The organism is Hymenobacter sp. GOD-10R (genome assembly GCF_035609205.1).
Lineage (GTDB): Bacteria > Bacteroidota > Bacteroidia > Cytophagales > Hymenobacteraceae > Hymenobacter.
The window spans coordinates 3,638,563-3,650,953 of record NZ_CP141184.1 but is presented as its reverse complement, the minus strand read 5'-3'; the positions used below and the strand labels follow the sequence as shown (position 1 = coordinate 3,650,953).

Below are 12,391 nucleotides of genomic sequence, written 5' to 3'. Positions count from 1 at the left end.
TAGGTTAAGGAAAAGTGTTTGTTTTATTATTATGATTCAAAGATACTTGATTGATCTATATTCTTAACTGTCAATTCGACCAACTACCGGCTATTCTAGGTGAGTAAGTCTGTAATGCGGATTAAATAGAGAAAATCGCATGTTTATTTTCCTAAAATAGAACTGTTGTTCTCTGTTTGAGAAAGGATGTACGAACATATTTACCTGCCCGGATTTTGTATAAACCTTATAATAGAGAAAATAATATTCTATGGCCATTTTGCACTAATATGCATTATCATTAAAGTTAATTAATATATAATAAAAGTTATAAAATCAATTTCTAAGATGAACGTGAATTGCTCTTGCATATAAGGTTTGTATTTGCTCACCTATATCTTAGCGCTATTACCAACTACTCATCTTCCCATGTCAAATGACATAGCGCGTTGGAAGACGCTGAAATCAGATATTGTTTTTGATCATAAGTGGTACACGCTACGGCGCGACCATGTGGAACTACCCACAGGCCAAATACTCGACGACTACTTCGTTAGTGTGCGGCAAAATGTAGTCTTGATCTTTGCCGTGACGGATGACCACCATGTGTTGCTCGTACGCCAATACAAGCACGCGGCTAGCGAGATTCTGATTGAATTGCCCGGTGGCGTTATTGATGAAGGCGAAGACGTGCCCTCGGAGGCAGCTAAACGCGAGTTGCTGGAAGAAACTGGCTACGCGCCCGAGTCGATAGAACTGCTGCTGGAGGTCATGGATAATCCTACGAAAGACACCAACCGGATCTACTTTTTTCTGGCCCGCAATGCCCGGCAAGTTGCCAGTCAGGACCTCGATGAAACGGAGAACATTGAAGTGCTACGCGTACCGCTGGCCGAGATAGAAGGGATGGTGCTCGGTGGACAAATTCGTGTTTCTGGGTCGGTGGCGCTATGCCTGCTTGCGCTGCGTAAACTGCAGGCCTAGGTAGCTAGCAGTTACAAAGAGGATCTGTAAAAAGCCCTGGCAGCACGACCGTAGTTGTGCTGCCAGGGCTTTTTGTGCGGTTGAGCTTATCTGTTGCTCATAATTTAATAGGTAACCGTTCAAAATAAAGAGCGTTGAAGCTTAGATACCTAGCTGGAAGAACTAGTCTGAAGCTAGCCCACCATAATCCCTAAGCCAATGCCACCTAAGTTAAAACCACTTAATCAGCAGATAATCGTTATAACCGGTGCCACGAGCGGTATCGGACTTGCTACCGCAAAAGGCGCGGCTGCAAAAGGCGCGAAAGTCGTGCTGGCCGCCCGCAGCGAACAGGAGCTGAGTCAGGCTGCCGAAGAAATTCGCAGCAAGGGTGGCCACGTAGCCACCGTTGTAGCGGATGTAGGCAACATTTCTGATATTGAACGCATTGCTCAAGCGGCCAAAACGCAGTTCGGCGGATTCGATACGTGGGTAAACAACGCCGCTGCCTCCATTTGGGGACGGCTGGAAGAAGTAAGCGACGCTGACAACCGGCGTATGTTCGAGACCAACTTCTGGGGTGTCGTGAACGGCTCTTTAGAAGCCATCAAGCATCTGAAGCAGCACGGGGGGGCGCTCATCAACCTAGGTAGTGTGGCCTCCGATATTGCTTTCCCGCTGCAGGGAATGTACTCGGCCAGCAAGCACGCCATTAAAGGGTTCACGGACGCGTTGCGCATTGAGCTGGAAGAAGAAGATGCACCGGTTTCGGTCACACTCATCAAGCCATCAGCCATCAATACGCCGTTTCCGCAGCACGCCAAAAACTACATGGATAAGGAGCCTAAGCTGCCACCGCCCGTGTACCAACCTGAAGAAGTAGCCGTGGCTATCCTGCACGCAGCTGCCCATCCTGAGCGCGACATCTACATTGGTGGGGGTGGGAAGATGATGAGCAGCCTGAACAAGAACGTGCCGAGCTTCATGGACTTCGTCAACGAGAAAGTAACGATGAAGCTACAAGCCCGCGACGAACCGCCCCGCAACCCAGCCGGTTCCCTGCACCAGCCCAGCAACGATGGGCAAGTGCACGGCGACCATCCGGGATACGTGATGAAGAAAAGTCTGTATACCCGTGCTACTATTCACCCGGTGCTCGCTGGTGTAGCCGTAGCGGCAGTGCTAGGTACTACGGTGCTAGCTTTGCAGAACAGCAGAGACGAGGACAAAGACAAGCAAGAGTAGCAGGTAGCTAGCTTTGGCGACTAAACAAAAGGGACGTTCCGCACGCGGAACGTCCCTTTTGTTTAGTCCTGTCGTTCAACAGGCGAAGGTGTCATGATGCCTTCCTATGCCTTCACAATTGCTAGGGCTAGGTCGGCGCTGATCAGTGGTAAATCGATGATCAAGTTGCCATCGGTAGCTTGTGAGTGCAGCTGACCTAGCTCGTTACCCGCTAGGGTGTCCCATAAGTAGATTGTGTAGCTGCCTTCTTGCAGGCCCGGTACCGTCAGTTGGGCTGCTACGGGTTTCACGTTCTTCATGATGGTGCCGGCTCTTTTCGTGGTGCTATCCTGGCGCAGCAGCCACACTACGGCTTGTTCGGCATCGCCACAGGCAAAGGTGGCAAAGGCAGGCGTTGAAAGCTGCACCTCATGGTTGAGGTTGCGCCGCCGGAACTGTGACCAATCAATCAGCTTTGTGAAACCAGCCAAACTACGTTGGGCGGCTCGCATACCGTGCGTCAACACGTGCGGGTGACGGTTGGGCCAGCGCATGCCACCACCTGCGCCGCCCGAAGCTAGGTGCGCCCACTGGATGTGGCGGAAGTACTCATCATCGAACGGCTCGGGCAGAGTACGGCGACGATCTTTGAAGGCGTGGATTGGGCCGTGCTCACTGTCGAAGAAAGGCTTAGGCACATACAGATGTTCTAAGGCTTCGCGCACCAAAGCGCCGGTGCAAATGGCCGACCCAATCGTATCCTTTGGGTTGTCAATGGTGGCGGCGTCGTAGAAGTGGGTGGAGGCAAAATCCAGTTGCGGATGCCGAAAAATAACATCCGCAACGGCCGGGTGGTCACGCAGCACAGGGCCGAACAGCGACACCGTTTGCGGATGGGTACGGCCATAGCACTGCATTTCTACGGTCCGCAGGTGGCTTCCTATTTCCTGAATGAAGTCATAGAAAGCCTCCGTACGGTCGCCAGCATGAGCGGGGTGAATCTCGTTCCATAGATCCCAGGCAAACAGCGCTCCGCTGCCTCCCCAGCGTTCCGCCGCGAAGGTCAGTCGGTTCTTGATGGCATCTAGCATAGCAGGGCTCAGCAGCCACCGATTTCGAGCATCGCACGGACCACCATTTGCTTGGTTGTATGGATGTTTGTGCCAGCGAATCCACATCCAAAATGTATCGTAGGGAGTGAGGAGCACGCGCAAGCCATACTGCTCGCAGAGCGCAAACAAATCGTCCCAGAGGCGCACCATGTTTGGCTGAAACTGCCCGACGGGCCGCTCGAGGTAGCGATTTTCAGTTTGGCAGTACTCCAGCATAAAGCGCAGACACGTCACGCCATGGCTGGCTAGCCACGCTAGGTGCCCTTCCACGGCCGCCAGGTTTTTGCGCCGGAATAAGCCGGCAAAATCTGGCCATGTGATGGCGTCGTTCTGTCCAATTGGCGTCCAGTTTTGGCCTTCCTCCGTGATGAAATACGGAGCATCAGGGGCAACTTGAATCCAGGGTAAGCTACTTATTTTGAGGGGTTGGCTTTTGAGAGCGGGTACTTTTTCGGCAGTAAGCTGCTGCATCGTCAGGTAATAAAATGGCCGGGAGAGAATAGAGCCGGGAGTAAGTCTTTTGCTGCCTAGGACAGCTAAGCGTTACCAACAAGTTCAACAAACAAGGTCGGGCAAGCCTCGTGCAAACACAAGCTCAGCCTTACCTAGCAGGCTACTCTGTAGATTTTGAAGGAAGCACATCAGCCGCTTAATCTAGGTTAAACAAAAGAGCTTCCTAACTATAGGAAGCTCTTGTTGAGGCAGTAGACTGCAAAAAGCTAGGCCGTTTTCTGGCGGCGACCTTCCAAGATGCGGAAGAAGGAACGGGTGTTGATTTCCTCCTTTGTGAGACCCGTGGCTACGATCTCCTCTTCCGTGATGGCGCCGCAGTTCAGCGCTTTGAGGAAGAAGTTGAGTAAGCCCTGGCCCGTCGCGGCATCGTCGAAGATGTCGCCGGTGAGTGTGGAAATGGCGGCGCGCTCCACAAAGGTTTTTAGGCGGAACACGGCATCGTCGTAGCTGCTGAGGAAGAAGTTATAAGTAGCGGCGTAGCGCATGGGCAGCTGCGCTGGGTTCAGGTCCCAACCTTGGTAGAGGCCGTTGATGAGCGAGTGGGTGGTGTGGTGAAAACCCTGGCGCCACGCATTATGCACTGAGTCGCGGTTTTCCTTCTGTTGCTCAAAGCTCAGGTGCTCACCCCGGTGCGGACCAATGGGCATCACGTTGGTAGCGCCATCGGAGAGGAAGATGCCGGTGCCACCGAGGGCCACTTTGGTCATGTGGTGGGCAAAGTCGCACACGGGATGGGCCATGGTCTGGTACTTGGCCGTGATGCCCGCCGACGCCGTGTAGTCGTAGGTGCCGAAGTGCGCGGCGATGCACCGGCCTTCACTCGCCCGAATGATGCGCATGAGCGGGTTGCGGCCTTCCTCATCCATGATGATTTGGGTGGCTTCCACCATCGTCTCCATGCGCAAGGTGCCGGGAGCTAGGTTGTTGGCTTTTTCCAGCAGTTCAAACAGACGTACCATGGTCGTCATCTGCTCGGGGATGGTCACCTTGGGCAGCATTACCACGAAGTTGCTAGGCAGCTTGCCGCCAGTTTTTTCCAATAGCGTGGTTAGGAAGATGTCGAGCGTGCGCACGCCGCGGTACTTCAAATCCTCGGTGAACGGCTTAATGCGAATGCCAATGAAAGGAGACAGGGTTCCGTTTTGCATGCCCACGGCTACTTCGTTGGCGGCTTGCACGGCGGTGGCATCTTCCTCCGCGTCGGGACGGTTGCCGAAGCCATCCTCGAAATCAATCCGGAAATCCTCCACCGGCTCCGTTTTGAGTTTCTTCACGATCTTGTTGTAGACCGAATACGCTAGCCAAGCGTGTTCTCTTTTGCGTTCCGCTTCGGTAATGGCGTCGAGGCGGGCGGTCAGGTCGGCAATGTCCTTTTCCAGCGTGGGCAGGTGCTCGTAGTTCTTCAACTGTAGCACCCTAGCTAGCTCCACGAAGTTGGGCGCATAGGTTTTGAGATTGTTCAGAGCAATGTCGCCCATGCGCACGCAGGTGTCAGCCTTGAAGAGGTTGGCGCCACCGTACACCGTGTGCACCGGCTGGCGGTCGGGTTTGTCGCCGGGGTAGGATTGCTGAAACTTAACGTTAGCAACGCCTAGTTGATTCAGGAGCTGCTCTTTATCCGAGTCTTGTATGCTGAGCTTCATGTGGAATGAGTGTAGAGACGCATACTTGCGTCTCGATCGTTGCTAATGTTGTTTACCTAGGTCGTTCTAGCACAAGTCGTTCAACGGGGAGACACAAGTATGTGTCTCTACACCGTTCAAGAGCCGCGGTAGGTGGAATAGCCGAATGGGTTCAGCAGCAGCGGCACGTGGTAGTGCTCCTGCGTTTGCACCGAAAAAACGATTTCTACGAACGGGTAAAAAGTAGTTGTACCTAACTGGTCGAAGTACTCTTGGGTCAGAAACTTCAGCTTGTAGGTACCAAGAGCCAGGAGTTCATCTTGCGGCAGCAAATCCGTGATGCGGCCGTCTTGATTGGTGGTGCCACGGGCTCGCTCTTGCCACGCATCTTCTTGCTGGCTGTACAAGACGATGGAAACACCTTGGGCTGGTTTGCCGCGGGTGGTGTCCAGAATGTGGGTTGTGAGTTGGCTCATGCGGCTAACAGTTTTTCTAGGCGAATCTGCGTGATTTTGGCTTGCTCGCCCATGGCAATTTTGACTTCATCTTCAGGCGAGTTCGGGAGCCTAGCTTGCAATAACGACAGCATTTCCGCCGCCGATTTGCCCGTCGCGCAGACGATAAAAATATAGCCGAACTTATCCTCGTACGCTGTGTTGCCGGCGGCTAGTGCCTCTAGCACTTGCTGTGAGGCTTGTTGCACGGCGCCTTGTTCGCCAGCCGCCCACGTACTGGTGCTGGCAAACTTCTCCTTCAGCGAGTTGATGTCCCCAATTTTTGGGTGATGGGTGAAGGCTTCAAGCCAGTCGCTTTCAGCTAGGTCGTACCAGATTTCGCGAGCTTTATCGAATAGGGTTTGCTCGTCGGGCACGGGAAAAAGCTGACACATGTCTTCTATCCAAGCAGTAGCGCCGCAGCATTTGCCAAGGGCGAGAGCTAGGGTAGGTTTGTCGAGCTGGTTGAGTTCGGAGAGAGTCATTCAGTTGTTGAAGGTACCTGGCAAAAAGCTAGGTAGTATTGTTCAAACAGACGGTCATGCTGAGCTTGTCGAAGCATCTCGCGTTCGGTCGTTGCAGTCGTACGTTTTAGTGATTGAAGTTAGCATTGCACGCGAGATGCTTCGGCAAGCTCAGCATGACACGTACTTACAAGGATGCTACACCACGGTTGGGAAACGATTGACGTTCTTGTAGTAGATGTACACCGAAGGCTCTTTGCCCATGGTGGTGGCCCATTGCTGGCAATAGGGCGCCATCCAGATAGAGTCGCCTTTTTTGACGGGGTACCATTCGTGGTCGAGCATGTACACGGCTTGGCCTTGCAGGTAAAGCAGGCCGTGTTCCATAATGTGCGTTTCGACCATGGGCAGGTGCCCGCCTAGGTCGTAGGTGAAGATGTTCACGGCCATGTCGAAGCCTAGCTCGTTGGGCAGCAACTCCTGGATGCGTAGGGCCTCATCATTCATGAAGATGGGCGCTTTCGAATCGTCCTTCTCACCGAAGAAAACGCCTGGCACAGCGTAGCTTTCCAGCGGCTCGTACACTTTATGGAAAGTCAAGAGTTGCGTGCCTTCGGTGGGATTCTGGAACAGGTATTCCTTATCAATCGGCACGTATACGAACTGGTTCTTGGACAGCGTCTTCTGTTCGCTCGCTACGCTGACCTCAATCTGACCTTCCACCACGTAGAAGAAGATTTGTGAAGCTATGGTCTTGCCCTCCAGCCGACCGCCTTCGCGCAGCGTGACGATGGTTTGGCACAAGCGGGCGCCCATCTGCTCGTTAATAATGACGTTGACCGTGCAGTTGGTCCAGCCGGGTACGTTGCTGTTGACGTAGCCATCGGGGCTGATGACGGCGTGGTTGCGCTTGACGACGGAGCGGGTGAGGGCAGAAATTTCCATGGGATGGGCTTAAACAGGACTGTTATTCCGAGCCGGGCGAGGAATCTGGAGCTGGTACCTAGATTCGTTACCTATTTTCCTCGCCCAGCTCGGACAGACAATTAAGAGGAAATGAGTGAGGAAAGAAAACGGTCGACGACTTGCAAGGTGGCAGCTAGGTCGCGCTCCTCCACATTTTCCAGCGGATTATGGCTGATGCCCTTGAAGCAGCGCACAAACATCATCGTAGCGGGCGAAACTACCGAAATGGGTACGGCATCGTGGCCGGCCCCGCTCACCAGCGACACAACTTCGTGGCCTGATTCGGTGATGGCTTGGGCGAGCTTTTTATTTAACGCGGTGTCGCACGTGATGGGCGCGGTGTACTGGATAAGCTCCCAGCGCAGAACGAGGTTACGGCTGCGCACAATGCCCTCGGTTGTGGCGTACAGCGCGTCGTAGGCAGAAGCAAGGCGAGTGGCATCGGCGCTGCGTAGGTCGAGGCTGCACGTCACTTCGCCGGGAATGACGTTGCTGGCGGCATTGCGCACGTCCAGCTTGCCTACAGTGGCGACAATGTTCTCCTTGTGCGCGAGGCCAAACTGCTCCACGGCCAGCACGAACTCTGCGGCACCAGCTAGGGCGTCTTGGCGCATATCCATAGGCACCGTGCCAGCGTGGCCGGCCATGCCTTGGAAGGTGACCTCCACGCGCTGCTGCCCGGCAATAGCCGTCACTACCGCCACCGGAATATCCCGCTCCCACAGCACCGGGCCTTGCTCAATGTGCACCTCAAAGTACCCGAGCCAGTCAGCCGCCGGAATGGCGTCGGAAGCTAGCTGCTCCACGTTGCCACCCATCGTGGTGATGGCCTCAGCGAGCGTAATGCCCTTGGCGTCTCGCCGTTGCAGCAGGCTCTGATCAAATGCGCCCGTTACCACTTTGCTACCTAGGTAGGTGGTATGATAGCGCACACCTTCCTCGTCGCTGAAGGCAATCAGCTCCAGGTGGAATGGTAGCTGCACTTGCTGCTGCATGAGTTGCTCCAGCATATCCAGCCCAAGCAGCACCCCAAGCGGACCGTCGAATTTGCCAGCATTCACCACTGTATCGATGTGGGAGGCTAGCACGAAGGTTTTGGCCGTGAGGTTCTTGCTCGTTAAGCGGACGCGCAGGTTGCCAATGCTGTCGACGCGCACAGCTAGGCCGGCGGCTTGCATCCAGCTTTGCACTAGGTCGCGGCCGGCCACAAATGCTGGCGTGCCGAAGGTGCGCGTGATGCCCTGCGTGTCTTCGCTGATGGTGGCTAGCTCTTGGATGCGCCGCATGATGTGGGCGGCGCGGGTTTCGTGAGTATTCACTTAGGTTGTGTGGGAGCCGGGTTCCCGCAGAGGGCGCAGTGTTCCCGCAGAGGGCGCTGAGTCGTTCAACGGGCCTCTGCGTCTTCTGCGCGAACACTGCGCCCTCTGCGGGAACTGACGTCTGCCCTTTAGAAATGGGTGATTATTTCGCCTTGATTGAGTTGCACGAACGTCGGACGCTGGTACACGGGCTTGCCCTTCAGAAAGGTTTGCTCCACCACGCCGCGTAGCTCTTGCCCAATATAAGGCGACACGTTGTGTTTGTGGTGAATCAGGTCAGCTGTAACCTGGAATGATTGGTCGGCATCCAGCACAAGAAGGTCAGCATCATAGCCTTTCGCGATTTTGCCTTTGCGGTGTGCTTGGCCAATGAGCTTCGCCGGGTTCTCACTCAACCAACGAGCTAGGTCGGGGAGCGTGGCGCCGCGCTGCTGGGCGGCGGTCCAGAGCACAGGGAGGGCGAGTTGGAGCGAGGCAATACCGCCCCAAGCCGTGGTGAAGTCGCCGCTTTCGAGTTGCTTCAAATCGGGTGGGGCGGGGGAGTGGTCAGTGGCTACGAAGTCGATGATGCCGGCTTGCAGGGCTTCCCAAAGCTGGTCATTGTTGGCTTTCTCACGAATCGGAGGAGCGCACTTGAACTGCGTTTGGCCGTCTTGGATGTCTTCGGCGCTGAAAAACAAGTAGTGCTGACCCGTCTCAACTGTCAGCGGCAAGCCTTTGGCCTTCGCGGCAGCAATCGGCGCAATGGAGTTAGCCGACGACAAATGCACAATGTGCGTGGGGCAATTGTACTCCTCGCACAGCCGAATCATGAGGGCTACAGCGTCATCTTCCCAACTCTTCGGCCGGGAAGCTAGGTAGTTCTGATAAGAGCGTTTATCACCTAACTTCCAGGTGTCGTCATCGATCGTCAATTCGCAGTGCACCAGCAATGGCAAGCCGTGGCGGGCGAGAATTGGCATCACTTGCCGCAGGTCCTGCTCGGTGGCGTTCGGGAAATCATCAATGCCGGAGTGGGTCAGGAAGGCTTTGAACCCGAGCACGCCGCGGGCAATCAGTCCTTCCACTTCGCCTGCATTGCCCGGCACGATGCCGCCCCAAAAACCGCAGTTGGTGTGCAATTGTCCTTGGGTAGCAGCTAGCTTTTGCTCCAGGTTAGCCACGGAGGTCGTCACTGGCGATGAGTTCAGGGGCATGTCCACCAGTGTCGTGAGGCCGCCAGCGAGGGCAGCACAGGTAGCTGTGTTGAAGCCTTCCCACTCGGTGCGGCCGGGCTCGTTGATGTGCACGTGCGGGTCAATCACGCCGGGCAGCAGGGCTAGGTCTTGCACGTCCAGCACGGGGCAATCTACTGCCGTATCGATGGGTACCACGTCCAGAATGCAGCCGTCTTCTACTAGAACCAAGGCGGCTTGCAAGCCCTCTGGCGTGACCGTGCGCGTACTTTTTATGGCTAACTCCGGCATGTAGTGTGCAGTTTTTCTCTAGATTGTAAGCCTTCTCCTCAAAAGAAAGCTGAACAAGATGAATATAAAATTGGGAATCAATGCCTACGGCAAAAACGCGGTTAATCTATCCAAAATCATCCGGCACGCAGACCACCACGAGTTCCGTCAAGTGTCGGTAAACGTAGCGCTGGAAGGGGATTTTGACACCGCGCATACCCTAGGTGACAATTCTAAGATATTACCCACGGATACCCAAAAAAACACGGTGTACGCGCTAGCCAAAGAGCATTTCACCGGCACTATTGAGGAGTTTGGCCTTTACCTAGCCAATCATTTCATCACTAACAACCCGCAGGTCAGCAAAGCCAGAATCGAGATACTGGAGCATGCTTGGCAGCGCATGGCCTTTGATGGAGCGGCACATACGCATTCGTTCACTGGCGGCAGCGCCGAGAAGCGCCGCACCCTGGTAATCCAAACGGCCGCTGGCGCGCAGGTTTCTTCCGGCCTGCAAGACTTGCTCCTCCTAAAAACCACTGATTCAGCCTTCGAGAACTACATCAAGGACCAGTATACGGTACTGAAAGAAACATCCGACCGCATCCTAGCCACCAAGTGCGAGGCCATGTGGGAGTACACCACCACCGACCTCGATTTTGAAGCCACTTACCAGAAAATTCGCACCTCGCTGCTGCACACCTTCGCGCATCATAAAAGTCTCTCGGTGCAGCAAACCTTGTACGCCATCGGCGAACAGATCCTGCTAGATAACGAGGTGGTGAAAGAGGTCAGCCTCATCATGCCCAACAAGCATCATATTCCCTTCAATTTGGAGCAGTTTGGGATGGAGAATAAGAACGAAGTATTCATTGCTACCGATGAGCCGTTTGGCTACATCACGGGCACAGTCGTGCGAGAGTAAGAGGCGCGAACTGTCATTCCGAGCAGCGCGAGTAATCTGAGTAAAAGCTAGGTGGCATACCCAAATTCCTTGCGCTGCTCGGAATGACAATTTAATTAGGACTTTAGCGCTGCTAGGACACGTTTAATCAAGTCGTTCGGGCTGCCGTTGTGCCAGCGCCACACGATAACAATGTCGTGCGTAGGGTCAACCCAAATAGTGTTTGAGCCGGCACCTAGGGCGGCAAAGCTATTGGCCGGCGCATCGGGCCAGGGCTTTAGCGTCGTATTAAGCCACCACAAGTAGCCATAGTCGGGGCCGACGGTGCCAGGGGTGGTGGCTTGCTTAATCCAGTCGGCGGACACAATTTGCTTCTTGTCCCAGCGGCCTTGTCGCAGCATCAAGTAGCCAAACCTAGCCTCGTCGCGGGCGTTGATCCACAAGCCGCCGCCCCAACGCGTACCGCCGCTCACCGATGGCATTTGCTTGCCATTCACAGTCGCCACGGCATTCGGGTAAGGCACCCAGCGCCACGAGTTGGATGCGCCAATCGGGTCCATGATTTCGGTTTTCAATACGTCGGGTAACGGGCGTTGCCAGATCCGGAGCAGCGACAAGGCTAGGCGGTTGATACGCACGTCGTTGTACTCGTAGTAGGTGCCGGGCGCTTGCAGGGCGCGGGGCTTCCGCTCGCCTTTGCCAAAGGCCTCGTGACCAATGAAGTCGGCGTTCTTGCCCCACAACTCGCCTTCCCATTCGCTGGTTTGGCGAGCGTGGTATTCCCACGTGACCTTGCGGTTTTGCTCTGAGTCGTAGCCGCCGTCGTGGATGTAGTTGGCCACCGGCTCGTGAATGTCCTTGATCATCCCACGGTCAATCGTCATACCTAGGATGGTCGATAGAAAGCTCTTCGCTGCGCTGTAGGTCGGGTCAGCCTGCTGGGTTTCGCCCCACTCTGCCACAATGTAACCGTGCCGTAGAATCAAGCCGTTTGTAGCGGCGTGGCTGGCAGGCATGGGTCCGAGCAGCTTGCCGAAAATCTCCTCTTGGGTAGAGAAGTTGGGCGTCATTTGGGTGGTCTCCTGCGTTTTGGCGAAAGCCACGGCTTCGGCTAAGCGGGCAGGGTCGAAGCCTTCAACGCTCGGCGACTGGTGTTTCCAGCTAGCATCTGACCCAGGGTAGTAAGACTTGGCGCTGGCCGTGCTATCGTTGAGTGAAGTAGCTGGACGGGTGCAGGCCGCCAGCACCGGAAACAGGAACAGCAGGAAAGATTTGCGAATCATGCGAAGTGGAGGAGTTGCATCAATGGCAAGAAAGACAACACCTGCGCCGCATAGATGCAGCAGTAGCGCGGACTTTGTAGTCCGCGCCTGGTGAGTCGGCAGA

General features: G+C 54.9%; 11 protein-coding genes. 3 read left to right on the top strand and 8 right to left on the bottom strand.

Annotated features, from left to right (window positions below; translation table 11 throughout):
- The first annotated feature begins 408 nt into the window (after positions 1–408).
- On the top strand, positions 409–963 hold the full coding sequence (locus SD425_RS14520) for an NUDIX hydrolase (protein WP_324670661.1): 555 nt from the start codon (positions 409–411) through the stop codon (positions 961–963).
- Between the two features lie 198 nt (positions 964–1,161).
- Entirely contained in the window at positions 1,162–2,187 is a 1,026-nt protein-coding gene (locus SD425_RS14515) for an SDR family oxidoreductase (RefSeq protein WP_324670660.1), read from the top strand.
- Positions 2,188–2,291: 104 nt separating this feature from the next.
- Here the strand turns inward: SD425_RS14515 and SD425_RS14510 are convergent, their stop codons facing one another.
- From SD425_RS14510 to allB, 7 genes are all read right to left on the bottom strand, one after another.
- Positions 2,292–3,749: a hypothetical protein gene (locus tag SD425_RS14510; RefSeq protein ID WP_324670659.1), complete on the bottom strand. Its 1,458-nt coding sequence runs from the start codon at positions 3,747–3,749 to the stop codon at positions 2,292–2,294.
- Between the two features lie 248 nt (positions 3,750–3,997).
- Entirely contained in the window at positions 3,998–5,434 is a 1,437-nt protein-coding gene (locus SD425_RS14505) for a DUF6986 family protein (RefSeq protein WP_324670658.1), read from the bottom strand.
- 116 nt (positions 5,435–5,550) lie between these two features.
- Positions 5,551–5,889, bottom strand: coding sequence for a hydroxyisourate hydrolase (uraH, locus tag SD425_RS14500; RefSeq protein ID WP_324670657.1), 339 nt, complete (start codon positions 5,887–5,889; stop codon positions 5,551–5,553).
- Positions 5,886–6,392, bottom strand: coding sequence for a 2-oxo-4-hydroxy-4-carboxy-5-ureidoimidazoline decarboxylase (gene uraD / locus SD425_RS14495; RefSeq protein ID WP_324670656.1), 507 nt, complete (start codon positions 6,390–6,392; stop codon positions 5,886–5,888). The genes uraH and uraD overlap by 4 nt, the downstream gene beginning before the upstream one ends.
- A gap of 177 nt (positions 6,393–6,569) precedes the next feature.
- Positions 6,570–7,316: a (S)-ureidoglycine aminohydrolase gene (allE, locus tag SD425_RS14490; RefSeq protein ID WP_324670655.1), complete on the bottom strand. Its 747-nt coding sequence runs from the start codon at positions 7,314–7,316 to the stop codon at positions 6,570–6,572.
- A 101-nt stretch (positions 7,317–7,417) separates the two neighbouring features.
- On the bottom strand, positions 7,418–8,656 hold the full coding sequence (locus tag SD425_RS14485) for an allantoate amidohydrolase (RefSeq protein ID WP_324670654.1): 1,239 nt from the start codon (positions 8,654–8,656) through the stop codon (positions 7,418–7,420).
- Positions 8,657–8,784: 128 nt separating this feature from the next.
- On the bottom strand, positions 8,785–10,122 hold the full coding sequence (gene allB / locus SD425_RS14480) for an allantoinase AllB (RefSeq protein ID WP_324670653.1): 1,338 nt from the start codon (positions 10,120–10,122) through the stop codon (positions 8,785–8,787).
- A 58-nt stretch (positions 10,123–10,180) separates the two neighbouring features.
- Here allB and pucL point away from each other — a divergent pair, with 58 nt between their 5' ends.
- A complete protein-coding gene (pucL, locus tag SD425_RS14475; RefSeq protein WP_324670652.1) occupies positions 10,181–11,026 on the top strand; it encodes a factor-independent urate hydroxylase in 846 nt (281 codons plus the stop codon).
- A 95-nt stretch (positions 11,027–11,121) separates the two neighbouring features.
- Here pucL and SD425_RS14470 read toward each other — a convergent pair whose 3' ends face one another.
- Entirely contained in the window at positions 11,122–12,288 is a 1,167-nt protein-coding gene (locus SD425_RS14470; RefSeq protein ID WP_324670651.1) for a serine hydrolase domain-containing protein, read from the bottom strand.
- Positions 12,289–12,391 lie beyond the last annotated feature (103 nt).